The 17,892-nt window shown below is 65.7% G+C and carries 16 protein-coding genes; 2 read left to right on the top strand and 14 right to left on the bottom strand.

Annotated features, from left to right (window positions below; genetic code table 11):
• Window positions 1–129: 129 nt before the first annotated feature.
• From ACPDIX_RS11630 to ACPDIX_RS11610, 5 genes are read right to left on the bottom strand one after another with little or no spacing between them, the layout of a single operon-like run.
• The gene (locus ACPDIX_RS11630) at window positions 130–1,512 is read right to left on the bottom strand and encodes an FAD-binding oxidoreductase (protein ID WP_423431965.1); all 1,383 of its coding nucleotides are present in this window, start codon (window positions 1,510–1,512) and stop codon (window positions 130–132) included.
• 41 nt (window positions 1,513–1,553) lie between these two features.
• Window positions 1,554–2,678 (bottom strand): glycosyltransferase family 4 protein, encoded by a 1,125-nt coding sequence (locus ACPDIX_RS11625; RefSeq protein ID WP_423431964.1) that lies wholly within the window; start codon window positions 2,676–2,678, stop codon window positions 1,554–1,556.
• Window positions 2,675–3,631: a mitochondrial fission ELM1 family protein gene (locus ACPDIX_RS11620; protein ID WP_423431963.1), complete on the bottom strand. Its 957-nt coding sequence runs from the start codon at window positions 3,629–3,631 to the stop codon at window positions 2,675–2,677. Before ACPDIX_RS11620 ends, ACPDIX_RS11625 begins: the two co-directional genes overlap by 4 nt.
• 41 nt (window positions 3,632–3,672) lie before the next feature.
• The gene (locus ACPDIX_RS11615) at window positions 3,673–4,395 is read right to left on the bottom strand and encodes a metallophosphoesterase family protein (protein ID WP_423431962.1); all 723 of its coding nucleotides are present in this window, start codon (window positions 4,393–4,395) and stop codon (window positions 3,673–3,675) included.
• Window positions 4,396–4,407: 12 nt separating this feature from the next.
• Entirely contained in the window at window positions 4,408–4,695 is a 288-nt protein-coding gene (locus ACPDIX_RS11610) for an acylphosphatase (protein ID WP_423431961.1), read from the bottom strand.
• 267 nt (window positions 4,696–4,962) lie between these two features.
• Between ACPDIX_RS11610 and ACPDIX_RS11605 the strand changes: the two genes are divergently transcribed.
• Both ACPDIX_RS11605 and ACPDIX_RS11600 read left to right on the top strand, forming a co-directional pair.
• A complete protein-coding gene (locus tag ACPDIX_RS11605; RefSeq protein WP_423431960.1) occupies window positions 4,963–5,439 on the top strand; it encodes a response regulator in 477 nt (158 codons plus the stop codon).
• Window positions 5,440–5,474: 35 nt separating this feature from the next.
• Window positions 5,475–6,443 carry a bile acid:sodium symporter family protein gene (locus tag ACPDIX_RS11600; protein WP_423431959.1) on the top strand — a complete coding sequence of 323 codons (969 nt, stop codon included), beginning with the start codon at window positions 5,475–5,477 and terminating at the stop codon, window positions 6,441–6,443.
• A gap of 33 nt (window positions 6,444–6,476) precedes the next feature.
• Here ACPDIX_RS11600 and ACPDIX_RS11595 read toward each other — a convergent pair whose 3' ends face one another.
• The 9 genes from ACPDIX_RS11595 to ACPDIX_RS11555 all read right to left on the bottom strand — a co-directional run bounded on the left by ACPDIX_RS11595 (window position 6,477) and on the right by ACPDIX_RS11555 (window position 17,851).
• A complete protein-coding gene (locus tag ACPDIX_RS11595; protein WP_423431958.1) occupies window positions 6,477–7,694 on the bottom strand; it encodes a GspE/PulE family protein in 1,218 nt (405 codons plus the stop codon).
• 83 nt (window positions 7,695–7,777) lie between these two features.
• On the bottom strand, window positions 7,778–9,076 hold the full coding sequence (locus ACPDIX_RS11590; RefSeq protein ID WP_423431957.1) for an ATP-binding protein: 1,299 nt from the start codon (window positions 9,074–9,076) through the stop codon (window positions 7,778–7,780).
• A complete protein-coding gene (locus tag ACPDIX_RS11585; RefSeq protein WP_423431956.1) occupies window positions 9,073–10,479 on the bottom strand; it encodes a sensor histidine kinase in 1,407 nt (468 codons plus the stop codon). The genes ACPDIX_RS11590 and ACPDIX_RS11585 overlap by 4 nt, the downstream gene beginning before the upstream one ends.
• A complete protein-coding gene (locus ACPDIX_RS11580; protein ID WP_423431955.1) occupies window positions 10,476–11,909 on the bottom strand; it encodes a class I SAM-dependent methyltransferase in 1,434 nt (477 codons plus the stop codon). Before ACPDIX_RS11580 ends, ACPDIX_RS11585 begins: the two co-directional genes overlap by 4 nt.
• 95 nt (window positions 11,910–12,004) lie before the next feature.
• Entirely contained in the window at window positions 12,005–13,210 is a 1,206-nt protein-coding gene (locus tag ACPDIX_RS11575) for an OmpP1/FadL family transporter (protein WP_423431954.1), read from the bottom strand.
• Window positions 13,211–13,370: 160 nt separating this feature from the next.
• Window positions 13,371–14,213 (bottom strand): SDR family NAD(P)-dependent oxidoreductase, encoded by an 843-nt coding sequence (locus ACPDIX_RS11570; RefSeq protein WP_423431953.1) that lies wholly within the window; start codon window positions 14,211–14,213, stop codon window positions 13,371–13,373.
• A 305-nt stretch (window positions 14,214–14,518) separates the two neighbouring features.
• The gene (locus tag ACPDIX_RS11565; protein WP_423431952.1) at window positions 14,519–15,961 is read right to left on the bottom strand and encodes a nucleoside recognition domain-containing protein; all 1,443 of its coding nucleotides are present in this window, start codon (window positions 15,959–15,961) and stop codon (window positions 14,519–14,521) included.
• A gap of 7 nt (window positions 15,962–15,968) precedes the next feature.
• A complete protein-coding gene (locus ACPDIX_RS11560; protein ID WP_423431951.1) occupies window positions 15,969–16,832 on the bottom strand; it encodes a FeoB small GTPase domain-containing protein in 864 nt (287 codons plus the stop codon).
• On the bottom strand, window positions 16,829–17,851 hold the full coding sequence (locus ACPDIX_RS11555) for a FeoA domain-containing protein (RefSeq protein ID WP_423431950.1): 1,023 nt from the start codon (window positions 17,849–17,851) through the stop codon (window positions 16,829–16,831). Before ACPDIX_RS11555 ends, ACPDIX_RS11560 begins: the two co-directional genes overlap by 4 nt.
• Window positions 17,852–17,892: the final 41 nt, after the last annotated feature.

The raw sequence follows: 17,892 nt of genomic DNA, 5'->3' as shown, positions 1-17,892 counted from the left end.
GCGGACCGCGCCCGGACGGCCGCGGCCCGGCCTCCCACTATGGGACGCCCCTGCCGCAGGCGCAATGGCAAGCTCGAGCGCCGGCAGCACAACCCCGACCGCCCGACCACACCGCCCGCGCCGCCCGCCTCAGTCGAACATCTTGCCGGGGTTCAGTATCCCGTGTGGATCCAGCACCTGCCGCAACTGTTTCAACACCCGCAGTTCCACCGGATTCAACTGCAGGGGCAGGAACGGCTTCTTGGCCAGGCCCACCCCGTGTTCGCCGGTGATCGTGCCGCCCAGGCGGATGGCTTCCTCGAAGATCTCGCGCGCCGCCGCCTCCACCCGGTGCATCTCCTCGGCATTCCGCTCGTCGGTGAGAAAGGTCGGGTGGAGGTTGCCGTCCCCCATGTGCCCGAAGGTGCCGATCCGCAGATTGTACTTCCGCGCCACCTCCTGAACGAAACGCACCATCCGGGCCAACTCGCTTCGCGGCACCGTGGCATCCTCCAGGATCGTGGTGGGGGCCACACGGGCCAGGGCCGAGAACGCATTGCGCCGGGCCGCCGCCAGGCGAAGGGCCTCGGCATCGTCCCCGGCCACGCGCACCTCGCGCGCGCCGTTGCGCCGGGCGATCTCCTCCATCCGGGCCGCCTCCTCCTGCACGGCCGCCGGGTGCCCGTCCGTCTCCATCAACAACACCGCCTCGCAGTCCAGCGGCAGGCCCACATGCGCATGAGCCTCCACACAATGAAGGGTCGTCCGGTCGAGAAACTCCAACGTGCAGGGGATGATCTTCGACGCGATGATGTCGGACACCGTCTGCGCCGCGGCTTCCATCTGATCGTAAAGCGCCAGCAGGGTCTTCTTGGCCGCCGGCCGGGGGATCAACCGCAGCAGCACCTTGGTGATGATCCCGAGCGTGCCCTCCGAGCCGATGAAAAGGTCCTTGAGCGAATAACCCGCCACGTCTTTGACGCACTTGTTGCCGGTGAAAAACACCTCCCCGTCCGCCAGCACCACTTCCAGGCCCATCACATAGTTGCGCGTGATCCCGTACTTGAGCCCGCGCAGGCCGCCGGAATTCTCCGCCACGTTGCCGCCGATGGTGGAAATCTTCATCGAACCCGGATCCGGCGGATAAAACAGGCCGGCCGCCGCGGCCGCATCCGCGATGGCCTGGGTCGTCGCCCCCGCCTCGGCCAGCAGGGTCAGGTTCGCCCGATCCAGCTCCAGGATCCGGTCCATCCGCGCCAGGCACAGCACGATGCAGTCCGGCACCGGCACGCTGCCCCCGCTCAGACCGGTGCCCGAACCGCGCGCCACCACCGGCGTCCGCGTCCGCTGCGCCAGTTTCAACACCGCCGACACCTGCGCCGTCTCGCGCGGAAACACCACGCACCCCGGCATCTGCTGCAACGCCGCCGTCCCGTCAAACGAGTACGGAATCAGATCTTCGGGTGCGGCCAGCAGATGATCGGGCCCCACAATCTCCCTCAGCCCGGACAGGACAGCATCAGGCAACCCCATAAGCAGACGGCAGCATCAAACAAACCGCACCCCGGGGCAAGTTAGCGTTGCACCGGGCCGGGCCCTCCCCCCAGCTCCTCGTACAGCGCCAGCGTGCGGAGACACATGGATTCCAGCGTAAACGGCGGTCCCACCGGCCGCGGCACCGGCGGGTTCGACAAAAACCGGTCCACCCGCCCCGCAGCCGCCTCCACATCGCCCGGGCGCACCGCCCCCTCCGGCAGCAGGGCCCGAAGCTGCTCGCCCACCCCGCCATGGTCGTAACCCACCACCGGCCGGCCCAGGGCCAACGCCTCCAACGTCGTCCGGCCAAACGATTCCGGCTGCACCGAAAACGAGCAGACCACGTCCGACACAGCCAGGATCTCCCGCACGTCCCTCCGATGCCCCACGAAAACCACCCGCGATGCCAAGCCCAACCGCCGGGCCTGCTCCACCAACCACGTTCGATAGCCCTCCTTGCCCGACGGGACCCCGCCCACGATCAAGCCCGCCACGTCGGGCCGGCGCTCCTTCAAGCGAAGCAACACCTGCAGCAGGTCTTCATGCCCCTTCAATCGCGTCAGGCGACCGACCAGCGTGACCAGGCGGCACCCCGTAAGTTGCGGATATTCCTCCCGCCAACGCCCCCACCAGGCCGGGTCGGGACGGAACCCGTGCGGGAACTCGGCCGGATCCACGCCGCGTGGGATCACCCGGATCCGATCCGGATCGGTCCGCCGATAATTGCTCAGAATGTACTCCCGGATGCTCTCCGAAACCGCGATGACACGTTCCCCGCGGGTCATGATCGCCGAGTAGGCATTGACGGAGTAAAACCCATGGACCGTGGTCACCAGCCGGGGACGCTCCTCCGCAGCCAACCCCCGCCACGCCAGCCAAGCCAACCATGCCGGCCACCGGGAACGCAAATGCAGCACGTCCGGCCGCCCGGCCCGCAGCAACCGCCTCAGCCGTGGCACCAAAAACAGACCGCGCAGACCCTTCTTGTGCACCGGCAAGGTCACATGACGCACGCCCGCGCTCTCCAGCCCGGCCACGAGCCGGCCGCCGTTCGAAATCACAACCGCCTCGTGCCCCGCGCGAGCCAGGAACCGCCCCACCTCCAGCGTGCCGCGTTCCACGCCGCCCTCGTTCAGTTCCGGCACGATCTGCCACACCTTCATCGTCGCGTCCCCGGAAACAAACGGTCCAGGACCAGGTCCGCGCAACGGGCCGTCTCGTGCAGGCGCCGCGGCGGCGGCAACGACCGGCCTCCCAACCGCCATGCCGCGTACAGGGTCGCATACCCGTCCGCCACCAACTCTTGCAGCGCGCGCACCGGCCCGCCGCTGCTGTCCCGGACCGGTGCCGGCAACAGGCCCACACGCGCCCCGGCCGTCACCGCCTCAAAAGCCATGGACACACTGTCGGCCGTCACCCACACCTCCTCGGCCACCAGCAAATGATCGAGCAACTGTCGTGTCGAAGTTCGATCCCGCGGAAGCGGTTCCAGCGGCAGGCCGCTTGCCACCAAAGCATGCAAAAACCCCGCCGGAGTCCGCCGCGAATCCGCCGCGGCCCATCGAAGTTCGGGCCGCGCCGCCACGACCTCCGCCACACACCCGATCAGGGTTTCTCCGGCCCAATCGTGCGTGCGCGAAGGCCCCCCCAACAGGATCAACCCGCGCGGCTGTTTGGGAGGCAAATCCTCCGGGATCCGGTTCAACGCACCGCGGGTGGGAATCACACGCGATCCGGGTCCGGCAAAGCCAAGGTCGTGCCGCGGCACCAGGCAGAGGTCGAAGAGAAACATGGGCCAGGTCGGCTTCATGATCACAACCGAGCGCGCCCGAAACCGGCGTGCCGCCAGCCAGAGGGCCAGGTGCGTCTTGTGCCCGGCCCCGATGATCAGATCCGGTGCCGGCCCAGCCCGGCGCATCGCCCACCACCAACGCAGCGGCGGCCCGCCGGCGTCGGGGAGCCGACGGCATTCCACCTCCGCTCCGGTGCGTCGGGACAGTGCCTCCGCCAGACCCAGGCTCTGGTTCTCATGCCCCGGACGACCGTCCGAGAACACCCGGATCCGCCGCAGGCTGCGTCCGGCAGCACCTGACCGTTCCGTGTCGGAAGCAGACATCGGGACAGCATGGCCGGCACGGCGACCGGGGCGGCCGCCCTTCACCGGCCGTAGGCCAACCGCTCGGCCAGCCGTTCGGGCAGACCCGCAGCCCGGATCTTCTTCTGGGCCGTGGCAATGTCGTAATCGAGCCGCCGCAGTTCCACCGTGCCCTCGTCAACGTCGTACACCACGTAGGCCGCCTTCGGGTTGCCGTCGCGCGGCTGACCCACCGCACCCACGTTGATGAAGTACTTCTTGCCCGGCTCGACCTTGAACTTCGAGTAGGTGCCGCCCCGCACCATGCTGTCCCGCACGAAGGCCACCGGCACATGCGTATGACCAAAAAAACAGACCGGCGTGTTTTGATACGGAAAACTCGCCGCCGCGGCCAGTTTGTCGAACACGTACCCCCAACGCTGCGGGGCGTCCAACGTGGCGTGCACGATGGTGAAGTTGGTCACCATGCGGACGTACCGGAGATCCCGCAACCACTGCCGATCCTCCTCGCTCAACTGCTGACGCGTCCACATCACCGCCTCGGCCGCCAGCGGGTTGAAACCCTCGGCATCCTCCTCGATCGAGCAATACTCGTCGTGGTTGCCCTTCACACACGGCATCCCCATGGAGCGGATGATGTCCAGGCATTCCTTGGGGTTGGCACCGTAGCCCACCACGTCCCCGATGCACGCATAGTGCGTGCATCCCTGTTTCCGGGCATCCTCCAGCACCGCCTGCAGCGCCTCGAGGTTGCCGTGAATGTCCGCAAGGATGGCAAACTTCATCGTCTTACCCGTCTAACCTACAATTTGAAATCCTTTCATGCCACCCACCGCCGCCGACCACTGGACCTCCTCGTCCCGGATGAACCGTCCCACAGACGAACGCCGGATCGCCTCCCGAAACGCCTCCAGCTCCTCCCGCGCGCCCTCGGCAACCAGTTCCACCCGCCCATCCGGCAGGTTCCGCACCGTGCCCGTCACGTCAAACCCCCGTGCCACCTGACAGGTGGTATAGCGGAAACCCACACCCTGCACGTGACCCGAATAAAGAATCCGCATCCGCTGTCGGCCGGTCTCGCCCATGGCTGCATCCGGTTACCCCGTGCCGGCTCCGAACCGACCCGCCGGGCCGCCTCGCCGGAACGGAATCTCCCGCAGGATGAAGCCACAACAACCGCCTCCGCGCAACGCTTTTCACCGCTCACCCCTGCGTGCAGACCCGGCACCGGCACCACCGCAACCCGCCCCCCGCCCCGCACTTTCCAAGAGCCACTCGCCTCACCCCGCTCCTCCCGGACCGCGTGGACTTGCACGAGACGCCCGACCCGTTACCTTGGTCGTGGACATGCCATGAGCACGCCGGCCGAACCCATGCAACCGGGCGCGAACATGCCGGAACCCGACCCGCCGGCTCCGCGCGTGTACGAAATCCCCGAAGACCCCACCCAGATCCGCGCCCAGTCCGTCCTCATCCTCGAAGACGACCCGGAGCTCTGTGCGATGCTCCAAGTGACCCTGGAACAACAGGATTACCGGGTCACAATCGTCAACAACGGAGCCCAGGGCGTCCAACAGATCCTCGCCCGGGACTTCGACGCCATCCTCTGCGACATCATGATGCCCAATTTCCCGGGCGACATGTTCTACCTGGCCGTCCAACGGGCCAAGCCCGCCCTCTGCAGCCGGTTCATCTTCATGACCGGCCACCAGCACGACCCCGGGATTAAAGAATTCCTCGGGAAGATCTCCTGTCGCATTCTCTACAAGCCCTTCACCATGCGCGCCCTCTTCGACGCCCTCGAATCAGTCACCGGCCGGAGCCACTGACCCCGCCGGCCCCGGACCGCCCCCATCGCCGTCGCATGCATCGCCCGGCCCTCGTCCGCTGGTCCGCCCTGGCCACGAACCTGTTTCCCGTCTGGGTCCTGCTGGCCGGCGCCCTGGCCATGTTCCGGCCGCAATGGTTCACCTGGTTCAGCGGCCCGTGGATCCCCGTCGGGCTCGGGATCATCATGCTGGGCATGGGCCTGACCCTCCGCTTTGACGATTTCCGCGGCGTACTACGCATGCCCTGGGCGGTGGCCGTGGGGTTCGCCGGGCAGTACCTCATCATGCCCTTCCTCGGCTGGTCCCTGGCCCGCCTGTTTCAACTGGAGACTTCCCTGGCGGTGGGATTGATCCTGGTCAGTTGCTGCCCCGGCGGCACCGCCTCCAACGTCGTCACCTACCTCGCCGGCGCCAACGTGGCCCTGTCCGTGGTCATGACCCTCTGCTCCACCGTCGCCGCCGTTCTCATGACCCCCCTGCTGACCGCCCAACTGGCCGGTCATTACGTCCCCGTGGACGCCTGGGCCCTGTTCCGAAGCACCCTGATGGTGGTCCTGGTCCCCCTCCTTGCCGGGCTGACCCTTCACCACACCGTGCCGCGCTTGGTGCACGCGGTCCTGCCCGTGGCGCCCCTGGTCTCGGTGATCTTCATCACCCTCATTTGCGCCAGCATCATCGGTGGCAGCACCGCCGTGCTCAAACAATCCGCGTTGGCCGTGGCCGGCGCCGTCACCCTGCTTCACCTGGGCGGTTTCGGGCTCGGTTACCTGCTGGCACGACTGTGCCGCCTCTCCCCGAACGATGCCCGCACGGTCTCCATCGAGGTCGGCATGCAGAACTCCGGCCTCGGCGCCACACTGGCCCGCCAACATTTCGCCTCCATGCCCGCCGCCGCCCTGCCCTGTGCCCTCTCCGCCACCGCCCATTCCATACTCGGCAGCCTGCTGGCCGGGTACTGGCGCTGGCGCCAGCCACGTTCCGGCCGACCCGCCCAACCGCATTAGGCCTTTGACCCTGGGGCCCGCCCGGACCCGGCCTCACAAGATCGAGGCCGCCACCATGCGCACGACCTCCTCCAACGTCGTCCGGCCCTCCAACGCCGCCTGCAAGCCGTTCTGCCAGAGCGTGCGCATCCCGTTTTGGACCGCAATCTCCTCCAGCGCACTCGTCGGCAGCCGTTTCAAGACGGCCTCTCGAAACGGCTCGTTGACCACCAACAGCTCGCACACCGGCATCCGCCCGCTGTAGCCCGTGTGCCGGCAATGCTCGCAGCCCCGGCCCCGCCGGAAGGTGGCCCGCGCCAGCCACTCCCCCGGCACCACCTTCAAGACGCTCGGTTCGGGCTCGTACGGCTCCGCGCATTGCGGACACACCCGCCGGACCAGCCGCAGTCCCATCACTCCCAGGATGCTCGACGCCAGCATGAACGGCTCGATCTCCATGTGGATCAACCGCGTAAACGCTCCCGCCGACACCCCCGCATGAATCGTGCTGATCACCAGATGCCCGGTCAGACCCGCCTGCACCGCGATCGCCGCCGTGTCCGCATCCCGGATCTCCCCCACCATGATCACCTGCGGGTCCTGCCGCAGAATGCTCCGCAGCGCCATCGCATAGGTGAAATCCTGCGCCGGGTTGATCTGCGTCTGGCTGATCCGCGGCAGATTGAATTCCACCGGATCCTCCACGGTGCTGATGCTCACGGCGCTGCCCTCCCGCTGCACAATGTGACACAGCGCCGAGTACATCGCCGTCGTCTTGCCCGAGCCGGTCGGACCCGTGAACAACAGCAGACCACTCGTCCGCCGCAGCAACCGCTTCAAACCCTGCAACGTGTCCGGATCGAAACCCAGCTCGTCCAGATCGAACCGGCGATCCTGCGGATCGAACAACCGCAGCACGATCTTTTCCCCGCGGGTCGTCGGAAAAATCGAAACCCGCACCTGCACGTGGTCGAGCTCGGGACCGCAGAGGATCTTTCCGTCCATCGGAAGCCCCGTCTGATAGGTCGGCAGATTGGCCAGCACCTTGAACCGTGCCGACACCTTCTCCATCAGCCCCGGCGGCAGATGCACCACCTCGGTCAGGACCCCGTTCACCCGCGCCCGCACCGCGATGGTTTCCTCCCACGGCTCGATGTGCAGGTCACTGGCCCCCAGCCGAATGGCATCCTGCAGCAGGCAGTTGACCAGCACGCTGATCTCGATCCCCTGACGCGCGGCAGGCGATTCCAGATAATGAACCGTGTAACTCATGACACTCCCTGGGCGTCAAACGTCACCTTCCGTCCTGCCCCCGCACATGCGCCAGCCCGGCCACACCCGGCCCGCCCCCTCTCTCAGTCACCGGCGCGCCCCGGCCCCGCAGCCGGAGCCGTCCCCGCTGCCAGCCGGTGCCACAGTTCCTCATTCAAGACAACCTTGCGCAGAAACTCCGTGTCTCCACCCGGGCCCGAAACCGGCCCGCCCCGAACCGGCAGCCGGATGACAAAGGTCGTCCCCTGCCCCGGCTCGCTGCTGGCGTGAATGACCCCTCCGTGATGGTGCACGATGATGTAACAGGCCATCAGATTGATGCCGAACTCGGCCGGGCTGTCCGTGCGCGAAACGAACGGGTCGAACACCAGCCGCAACCATTCCTGGGGCAGACCCGGACCGGTGTCCCGGACACGGATCTCGACCTCCGGTCGTTGCGGATCCGAAACCGGCACCAGACGTGCCTCGAACCGCACCTGCCCACCGGGAGGCAAGGCCGTCAGCTCGTCCCTTAACAACAACTCGAACAACCGGCGAAACCGTGGCAGATCCACCGTCAGCTCGGGCAGATCCTCCGGAATCGCCAGCTCCACACCGATCCGGCGCGCCGCCAACTCCGACGCCAATCCCGCAAGCACCTCCCGCAGCAGCGGCGCCAGCCGCACCCGGTCGCTCAACGGTCCCGCAGGCCGTTCGGAAGCCCGCCACAACTCCTGCAAAAGGTGATTGATCCGGTCAATCTGCAGCTGCACATCGTGATGGTAATCCCGCCAAAAGGCCGCATCCCGCAGCCCGCCCGGCTCGGCCTTTTCCTCAGCCAGCTTCAACGGGGCCAGATCCAGGAACGTCTTCACCGCCACCAACGCGTTGCGGATGTGATGACTCAGGCCCGCCGCCAACAAGCCCAGGCTCACCACCCGATCCGCCATCACCAACTGCCGCAGCTCCGTCATCCGCAACCGCAGCAGCTCGTCCCGCTCCCGCTGGATCATGAACAGCTCCAGCGCATGCTTGAGGGTCTGCTCCAACTTGGGCAGGTCCCACGGCTTGGAAATGTACTTGTAGATGGCGCCCGTGTTGATGGCGTCAATGGCCTCCTTGTAGTCGCTGTAGGCGGTCACCAGCACCCGAATGATCCGCGGGTCCAAACGCCGGGCCTGGTCCAGCAACCACACGCCCCTCTCCCCCGGCATCCGCTGGTCCGTCATCAGCAGGCCGATCTCCTCCCGATGCTCCACCAGCAGCCGGTGGCCCTCCCCCGCGTTGGGAGCCGTCAATATGCGAAAAGTATCGGCAAAGGCCCGTTCGAAGCTGCGCAGCGACTTCTCCTCGTCATCCACGTACAGGATGGCGTACCGCCGATAATCGTAGGCCGGCTTCATGCATCAGGTCCTGAGTGACCTCCAGCGTGGGCCGTGCCCGACGGAAACTCAAGAATGAACCGGCAAAACCGGCCCGGCTCGCTCTCCACCCGGATGGAAGCCCCGCACTCCTGCAACAACCGGTAACAGATGCTCAACCCCAGCCCCATCCCTTCGCCCACGTCCTTCGTGGTGAAAAAGGGGTCGAAGATCCGACCCTGATGCTCCGGCGCAATTCCCGGACCGTTGTCCCAGACCTCCACGATCACCCGCCCGCCCTCCTCCCGGCTGGAGATGCGCACCGTGGGGACCTCCTCGCGGAATTCCTTCTGCCGCAGGGCGTCCAGCGAATTCTCCACCAGATTGATCAACACATGCACCAGCTTGTTCCGGCTGCCCCGCACCGCCAGATGCCGCGGCACGTCCACCTGCACCCGAACCGAGTCCGGCCGTTCCCCGCTCAGATAACGCACCGCCGCCTGGACAGCCTCCGCCACCTGGACCGCCTCCAGACTCTCCGCCTCCGGATGCGTGAACGTGCGCAGATCCGAAACGATGTCCCGGACCCGGCCCAGCCCGTCCTCCACGTCGGCAATGATCTCCTCCAATGCCTGCCGCTGGTGCCCTTCCAGCCCGGCCAGCCGCTTGCGCAACGCATACAGGTTGGTCGCCGCGAAGTTCAACGGATTGTTGATCTCATGGATGATGCCCGCACTCAACACGCCCAACGAGGCCATCTTCTCCTGCTGCACCAACTGCGCCTCCGCCTCCCGCAACCTCCGAATGGCCTCCTCCAGCTCGCGCGTGCGCTCATCCAATGTAAATCTACTCATGAATTCGCGAATCCGAAGATCACTGTGGAGCCAACTGCCAATGATCACAATAATGCTCGTAAGCGTGAGGAAATACAGGTTGTTCACGAACAGACCCCGCTGCTCGGGCGGTATCGGTCCCTGAGCGAAGCATGCAGCAAGATACGAGCCAAACACCACCACCGAGGCCATGATGCTGAGGTCTACCGACCAACGCATGATGAATCCGATGGCAAGCAACGTGAGATTCAACCCCGCGTAGTACGGAGAACCAGCAGCCCCCCCTTTCTCCGGTGGCGCGACAGCGATCATCAAGCAAATGAACACAACCGGGATGCTCGCTATGGTAAGCCCTACGGCACGATAAAACCGCTGACTGATTGGAAATCTCAAAAAGAACCACACCAACCCTGCGGCCAGGACGCTCAGGATCCTCAGCAGAAAAAAAAAGCCGAGTTTTTCAGGATAGACGAAATAATCCAGTATTACGCCCAACGGCATCAAGGTCATGACCAGCCAACATCCGACCTTGAGATGACCGCCGGTGATCTCGCGTTCGTAATCCGCATAGGCCCGGAGCGCTTCGGGCCGGTAGGCAGCCTTGGGATTCATCGGGCCTCTTTGCGCACTTCAAGGAAGATGTTCACTCCCGTTGATTCGCGCTTGATGCTCACACAGTGGGCTGGACAGTTGGGCGGAACGAGTGCCGCCATTGCAGATGTGTCCCGATATATCAGGTGCCAGTCCAAAAAACACTCCATCTCATAGCGCGCCGCGTGGTGATCCACGTTCGTCGCTATCAACAGCCCACCGGGTCGCAGCTTCTGGTAAAGAATCTCCAACAACCGGCGACACACGCGGTCAGAAAGATAATCGAACAGCCCTGCACAGTACGCGACATCATAGCCTTCTGCGGGTTCCTCGCCACGCAAGCGTTCCGCTTCCCGAATAAACTCCTGGGCCGATTGCCGCAGAAATCGGATCCTCGGCCGGCGGGCGAACCTGCGCGCTTGTTCCTCCAACACCCGCTCCGTGTGTGCCAGCGTCTCCTCGTTGAAATCCGCCAGCGTCGCGTCCAGGAAGTCGGAGAGTGGCGATTCCGCCAGGAACTGCTGGATCTCGTGAGCCGGACCGCAACCCAGACTGAAAATCCTCGGCCGATTGCCTTCAGCCACCACACGGGCAGCCTCCTCTTGGAGGATCCGCTTCAGATAGGCGATACGGTTCCTGTGGCCGGCAATGGGAGGCAGCTGAAGAGCGTACGCGTTGATCAGCATGCCCAGAATCGTCTCGCCCTGCAGGGGATCTCGAAACATCATGTTCACCACTTCGTAGTCACCCGAGTAACCCAAGGGCTTCTGGAAACTGCGCCGAACGAACGGCGAGCATAGAAGCACGTGGTGAATGAGTTGCCGCCCGAAACGGTAGTGCACCTCGACCAGTGCCGGCTCGATGCGCGACGCCGCTTCTTCGTACCGCCGAAAAAGCTGACCCAGCGCCTCGGTCACCCGGGGCGACAATCGCGCCGCCCACTCACGCAACCCCGAGCCGTCCTCTGCAGCCGCTCCCACGCTGGCCGCAAGCTGGCCCTGCTTGAGCCAGAGCCGAAGTTCCGACAAAAAACTGTGCAGGTCGGCCACGGCAACCTTGTACTCTGGCAACAGCCGGCAAGCGGCCTGCCAGTCTTTCAAAAACGTGTCAAACGTCTGCAGGGCACGCGAATAGAGCTTTCCATTGTGACCGACCAGGGCACGGTTCAGCGCCTCGGGGTCCAGTTTGAGCTCGCCGACGTAACCCGTGCCGGCATCCACCAGCGCCGTCACCACGCCCGGGCCGGTATAGACTTGGAGGCCAGCCGCCCAGATGCGTACGCACGGGATCCGTTCCGAGATGCGAAGCGCGGGCCAACTGCCAGGGACCTCGAATGCCGCGCTGTGCCAGCTCAGCCTGCGCAGGTGCGCCGCGACTCGAGCCCCAAGTGGCGCTTCGAATACAACCGCGCTCTCATAGCCCGCGGGCAGTTCCTGACCTATGCCACCCATAATCGCCCCACTCCGCGACTGCGGGTCCGCGGCTCTCGCCACCACGCCCGCAGCTGGCATGGTTTCCCATAGAACTCCTACTGTTACAGCGCGCTTTAAAACCTCCACCCCATCGACACCGCCAGCGCGTGGCTGAGGAAACGGTATCGGCCGTCGGCCGACTGACCCGTCCCCGAGGGCACGCTGCCCGACACGGTTCGCGCGGGGCCGTAACCAAACTGATAGGCCACGTCCACCGCCAGCCGTTCGCCCCGCCAGCCCACGCCCACACTCCCGAAATGCCGGTTCAAATCCGCCACCAGCGGCGAATAGGTGGCGTCCGGAACCGAGTTCTCGTTCCAAATATAACCTGCACTCACGTGCCAGCCACCGGAGAAATACCGCGTCACACCAAACTCGTAGTACCAGCTACCCTCCCACTCCAGGCGCAGTGGCACGGTGGAGGGAATCAGTCCCGGCAGCCCACCCGACTGGTGCAGGGTCACCGTACGCAGACGGTTCCACCCCGTGTAGTCGGCGTTGAACTCCAGATTCCACTCCGGAGTCGGCCGCCAGGAGATCCCGAAAATCGCCTTCAACGGAAACGGCCAGTCAGCCTCGGCCGACCACCGCTGCTCCGGAAAGGCCGGCACCATGCCCACCCCCGGCGGGAACTCTGCACGGTTGTAGGCCCGGCTGTGACCGTCCAACTCCACCGTCGTGGTACTACGAAAACTCACGCCGATCACCACCTTCTCGTGCACCTGCCACCGCAGACCCAGGTTGTATCCCACATCCCAACCGTCCCCCTTGAACGCAAAAAGATCCAGGGGTTGGGCCGGCCACACCAGGCCCTGCCGCAGGTCCAGCTCGGCGTAATTGATCGTGAGACCCGCGCCCAGGGACAGTCCCGGTGCCACCTCCCATGCCGCGACCGGGTTCACGGTGTAGTACCGCACCTCACCCTGCGTGGCCACCGTGCGGAACCCGGTGTCGTCCGGCCACTCCGAGCTCAGCCCGAACGGCGCGTAAAGGCCCAGACCAAAACTCCAGCGCGAATCCTTCGGCCCGTAAGTGTAATAGAACTGCGGGATCGCGTGCAGATCCTTCTCGTTGTCGAAACTCCGGCCCGTCGATGGCGACCGGTACCGGCTGCGCAGGTTCAGCCCGTAGACCCCCACCCGCACCTGGTGTCCCTCCAGCTGGGTGATCCCCGCCGGATTGTAGTAAATCGCCGACGGATTGTCGGCAGTGGCAGCGAAAGCCTCGCCACGCGCCGTCGCGAATGCGTCCTGGTCGGGCAGGCGAAAACCTGTGCCCATGCAGGGGCTCACACCCAGAAGCGCCAACCACCACAAAGAGGATGGCCAAGGCCGGAGCAACAATAACCAAACACCGAAGCGCCCGCTCTTGATTCTTGACCAGATTGTCTTCATAAAACAGCTCTCCCCAGGCTAATCCCGGTAGCAAGCTTGAGCCATGCTAACCGGTTGTAAGTGGTCGGGCGGTGCCAGTCTCCGCTGCTGCTTGAAAGAAACGGTTTACGCCGAAAAGGCGCGTCAACCAGGCTGAGGCTCCCGGCACCAGCTGCAATAACGCCAGCAGAGGACGTACCGGATAGCGCGTCACCATTACCTCGGCCAGATCGCGCTCCACGGCTCGAAACAGCGCCCGAACCACCCGCTGCGGTGTTACCGCAGCCAACAGCGGCGGCGCGGGCCGACCCGCCAGGGCCTTCAGGCGCTCGTACATCCCCGTCTCCACGAACCCGGGCACGATCACCGAGGCGCTCACCCCCGACCCACCATACGTCGCCCGCAGGGCATGTGTGAAGGCGATCAAACCGGCCTTGGAAGCGGCATACGGTTCCTGAAACGCCGGCCCGGCCTTGCCGGCCAGCGAGGCAATGTTCACCACGTGCCCGCGCCGCCGTTCCAACATTTCCGGCCACACCAACCGGGTCAGCATCATCGCCGCCACGAGGTTCACCGACAAAACCTCCTCGATTTCCGACTCCGCCAACCGGTGGTAGTAACCGTTGTGTTCCACGCCGGCGTTGTTGATCAACAGGTCCACCGGGCCGAAACGCCGGCGCACCTGTTGGACCACCCGATGGCGTTCGGCCGCCACCCGCAGGTCCGCAATGCATGGCTCGGCCTCCACCCCGCGGGCGCGGAGTTCCTCCGCCAAAGGCTCCAAACGTGCCCCCGGATGCGCCACCAGGAAGAGCCGGACCCGCCGATCCGCCAGCGCCCGCGCCATCACGCTGCCCAGACCGCCCGAGGCCCCGGTCAGCAGGACCGTCTGTCCAGGTTCAATCTGCATCGCCGCAATGCCCAGTGTAGCCCGTGCCACCCACCCGGCAATCCCCAAAAAAACCGGGGCCGGGGGCCGGACGAATGCCTTTTCATCGGCACACCCGGGTTTCAACTTGAGGACTTTTAGTCCAAAGCGTCACACCGCGAACGCCCGCACCAGGCGGTATTGCTCCGCCGGACGTGAAGGGAACAAGATCCCCGGGCCGGGCGCCCCGCTGCGGCCACGGGCGCGCCGGCGGTCCCCGGCCAAAAGCGGAGCCAACCTTTCACAGTCCGGACCCACTTGGCGTTGACCGTCGGAAGCCCGGGCCGTCAGGTGCACCACTGCCAGATCCGGGCCACCAGGAAACAAACGGCGAAACCCAGTGCCAACGGCAGCAGCGCGGCCCAGGCGGTCCAGCGCAGGCTGCCGGTCTCCTTGTAGATCGTGTAAAGTGTGGTGCTGCAGGGGTTGTGCAGCAGACTGAACAACATGAGGTTGATGCCCGTCAGGGCGGTCCAGCCTCCCTGGGTCAGCACCTGTTTCAGTACATTCTGATCCTCCACCTCGAACATCACCCCGGCACCGGCGCCCACACCCGGTGCGCCGGTCACCAGCACGGTCAGCATCAACACCGTCGGGATCACGATCTCGTTGGCCGGAATGGCCAGCACATAGGCCAGGAGAATGACGCCGTTCAACCCGAGCCAGAGCCCGAGCGGATCCAACGCCCGGATCAAGTGCGCCGCGACGCTCTCCCCTCCGATGTGCACATTGGCGCTCAACCAGATCAAGGCCCCGCAGGGCAGGGCAAAAACCACCGCCCGCCAGAGAACGAACAGCGTCCGATCCAACAACGAGGTGTACAAGGTCTGCCAGAGCCGCGGCGGGCGGTAGGGCGGCAACTCCAGGCTGAACGCCGAGGGCTCGCCCTTCAATACCGTGCGCGAGAGCGCCCAGGAAACGAGCAACGCCAGCACCACACCCAGCGCCGCCACACCCGTAACCGCCGCGGCCGCGGCCAGGCTGGACCACGGAGCGGGCACCAGCGCCCCCACAAACAGCGTGGCCATCAGGAACTGCGTCGGCCAGCGGCCGTTGCACAGGGAAAAATTGTTCGTAAGAATGGCCAGCAACCGTTCGCGTGGACTGTCAATGATGCGCGTGGACACCACCCCCGCGGCGTTGCACCCGAACCCCATCATCAGGCTCATGGCCTGTTTGCCATGAGCACCCGCACGCCGAAAGAGCGCGTCCAGGTTGAAGGCCACGCGCGGCAGATAGCCAAAATCCTCGAGGAGGGTGAACATCGGGAAAAATATCGCCATCGGCGGCAACATCACGCTTACCACCCATGCCGTGGCCAGATACATCCCGTCCACGGTGAGGCCCCGCAACCAGTCCGGCCACCCCCAGCCCGTCGTCAATCCCCGCAGCCAGGGATGACCGCGCTCCACCAACCACTCGGCGAGCAACCCCGAGGGAACATTCGCTCCGCTGATGGTGATCCAGAACATCACCGCAAACAGCGCGAACATGATGGGAAACCCCCAAACACGGCTGGTGACGATCCGATCCAGGGCACGATCAAACGTCGGCCGGGCCGGCGCGGTCGGAGTGGAGACCGCACGAGACACGATCCGCTCGGCCTGTGCGTAGATGGCCTCGACCATCTGCTCGTGCAGGTCTGCCTGCAATCGCTGCCGGTATTGCCGGGCGGTCCGCAGCAGGTCGTCCACCTCGGGGGCCGGCGGAATGGCCGGGGTTTCCTTCATGCGGGTTTCACGTTGTCTCGACCGCGCGTTCAGACTCCGGGGCCGGTCCGGCAACAGCCGCCCCGGACCGGCTCAGCGCCGCCAGTTCACCCGAGCGAATGGCGTTGAGGATGCTCTCGTCGCCCGCCAGCAGGCGCATGGCCACCCAGCGGGCGTTGGGCAGACCGGGATACAACCGTTCCAGGCGCCGTACCAGGTCTTGAATGGCCTCCCGCAAGGCCGGCGGCGGTTCGGGCAGGCGGAAGGGACGGCACCGGACCCGTCCGGTGGCCACGTCCTCGATGGCCTGCAGCAGCTCGGGCAGCCCCCGGCCGCGGCGCGCGGCCGTGCCCACCACCGGAATCCCCAGGTCCCGTGCCAGTTGGCGGGTGTCCACCTGAGTTCCATGTCGCTCGGCCTCGTCCAAGAGGTTCACGCACAGCACGGCACGGTCGGTAATCTCGAGCACCTGCAGCACCAGATTGAGGTTCCGTTCCAGACGCGTGGCGTCCGCCACCACCACGGTCACATCCGGCTGCCCGAACAACAGGAAGTCCCGCGCGACCTGTTCGTCGGGGCTGGTCGACAGCAGGGAATAGGTCCCGGGTAGATCCACCAGTTTGTAACGCCGTCCGTTGTACTCGAAGGCCCCCTCGGCGCGGGTGACGGTTTTGCCCGGCCAGTTGCCGGTGTGCTGCCGCAGACCGGTCAACGCATTGAACACGGTGCTCTTGCCGGTGTTGGGGTTGCCCGCCAGCGCCACCACAAAATCGGCCCGTCCCACGCGTACACCGAGTTTCCGAAGCCGGGCCGCGCGGAAGACCGCACAACTCTCGCACGCTTCACCCACCGGCGTCACCGCGGCACCGGAAAGAGAGGTCGGCTCGCTCATGCGGCCTCCGCTGGCAAGGGTTCCACCCGTATCCATCGGGCCTGGTCCTGACGCAGGGCCACCAGGCTCCCGCGCACCCGATAGGCGCGGGGATCCCCGAGCGGACTGGCCATGTCCACCGTGACCCGCGTGCCGGGAACGAAGCCCAGGTCCAACAACCGACGCCGTTCCAAACCCCGGCACGCGGGCGAGAGTTCCACCACCCGCGCCGTCTGGCCCGGAGCCAACTGGTGCAAAAAAACCTCGCCCTGCAAATCCCGCAGGCTGGTGTCGGACAACGGTTCCACGCCGATGCTCTGGGCTTCGACGGGCGAAAGCAGGTGTTCCCGCCCCTGGCCCCAGAGCCGGACCGTGTTGGGCGTGCGCTCGAGCACGCAGATCTTCACCCCGGGCCGCAACCCTTCGCGCGCCAGCCGTGCGTACAAGGGCTGTGGCTCATCCTCCACGTGGGTAATGACCGCGGGGGTCTCCGGCTCAAGGCTGTTCAATGAGGCCCCGCGGTCGGCAGGCAGGGCGGACCCGGGTTCCGGAATGGCATCCCCGTGGGGATCCACACGCGGGTGACCCAGCTCGGCTGCCAGGGCCTCGGTTTGTTGTCGGCTGAGCAGGTGCTCCTGCCGCTCCGCCAGACGATGCCACTGTTCCTCCGTCAGACCGGTACGGTCCGCCAGATAACTCTCCCACAGCCGATGCGCCCTCACCACCTGGGTGGCCAGTTCGCGGCCCTGCGGACTCAGTTGCATGCGCCCGCCCTCGAACGAGATCAGCCCCCCCGACTCCAGCTCTGCCAGCAGCCCGGCGGCTTTTTGAGGCGAGAGTTGCAACGCGCCGCTGACGCTCTCCAGCGTGGCCTCACGCCCGTTGGCCTCGGTCTTCAGGATGTGTTTGAGCGCGTCCTCCCGTCGGGCTCGCTCTGCCAGACGCCGCGCCTCACGCAAACGGGCCCACAAACCCCGCCGCGGCCAGGCCACCATGAGCCCTCCCACAACCGCCAGCGCCATCCAAAGCATCCAGTTCATGCCCGAACCATTCCATCTGTGCTCCGCCGCCCCGCAAACCG

The organism is Limisphaera sp. 4302-co (assembly GCF_049537155.1).
In the GTDB taxonomy this organism is placed as follows: domain Bacteria; phylum Verrucomicrobiota; class Verrucomicrobiia; order Limisphaerales; family Limisphaeraceae; genus Limisphaera.
Note: the sequence above shows the minus strand (reverse complement) of the source record. Positions and strands in the feature narration are given on the sequence as shown.

Excerpts from the sequence above, each read along its gene's own strand:
- ACPDIX_RS11630 (WP_423431965.1), bottom strand. The coding sequence starts at position 1,512 with ATGGGGTTGCCTGATGCTGTCCTGTCCGGGCTGAGGGAGATTGTGGGG.
- ACPDIX_RS11625 (WP_423431964.1), bottom strand. The coding sequence starts at position 2,678 with ATGAAGGTGTGGCAGATCGTGCCGGAACTGAACGAGGGCGGCGTGGAA.
- ACPDIX_RS11620 (WP_423431963.1), bottom strand. The coding sequence starts at position 3,631 with ATGTCTGCTTCCGACACGGAACGGTCAGGTGCTGCCGGACGCAGCCTG.
- ACPDIX_RS11615 (WP_423431962.1), bottom strand. The coding sequence starts at position 4,395 with ATGAAGTTTGCCATCCTTGCGGACATTCACGGCAACCTCGAGGCGCTG.
- ACPDIX_RS11610 (WP_423431961.1), bottom strand. The coding sequence starts at position 4,695 with ATGGGCGAGACCGGCCGACAGCGGATGCGGATTCTTTATTCGGGTCAC.
- ACPDIX_RS11605 (WP_423431960.1), top strand. The coding sequence starts at position 4,963 with ATGAGCACGCCGGCCGAACCCATGCAACCGGGCGCGAACATGCCGGAA.
- ACPDIX_RS11600 (WP_423431959.1), top strand. The coding sequence starts at position 5,475 with ATGCATCGCCCGGCCCTCGTCCGCTGGTCCGCCCTGGCCACGAACCTG.
- ACPDIX_RS11595 (WP_423431958.1), bottom strand. The coding sequence starts at position 7,694 with ATGAGTTACACGGTTCATTATCTGGAATCGCCTGCCGCGCGTCAGGGG.
- ACPDIX_RS11590 (WP_423431957.1), bottom strand. The coding sequence starts at position 9,076 with ATGAAGCCGGCCTACGATTATCGGCGGTACGCCATCCTGTACGTGGAT.
- ACPDIX_RS11585 (WP_423431956.1), bottom strand. The coding sequence starts at position 10,479 with ATGAATCCCAAGGCTGCCTACCGGCCCGAAGCGCTCCGGGCCTATGCG.
- ACPDIX_RS11580 (WP_423431955.1), bottom strand. The coding sequence starts at position 11,909 with ATGGGTGGCATAGGTCAGGAACTGCCCGCGGGCTATGAGAGCGCGGTT.
- ACPDIX_RS11575 (WP_423431954.1), bottom strand. The coding sequence starts at position 13,210 with ATGGGCACAGGTTTTCGCCTGCCCGACCAGGACGCATTCGCGACGGCG.
- ACPDIX_RS11570 (WP_423431953.1), bottom strand. The coding sequence starts at position 14,213 with ATGCAGATTGAACCTGGACAGACGGTCCTGCTGACCGGGGCCTCGGGC.
- ACPDIX_RS11565 (WP_423431952.1), bottom strand. The coding sequence starts at position 15,961 with ATGAAGGAAACCCCGGCCATTCCGCCGGCCCCCGAGGTGGACGACCTG.
- ACPDIX_RS11560 (WP_423431951.1), bottom strand. The coding sequence starts at position 16,832 with ATGAGCGAGCCGACCTCTCTTTCCGGTGCCGCGGTGACGCCGGTGGGT.
- ACPDIX_RS11555 (WP_423431950.1), bottom strand. The coding sequence starts at position 17,851 with ATGAACTGGATGCTTTGGATGGCGCTGGCGGTTGTGGGAGGGCTCATG.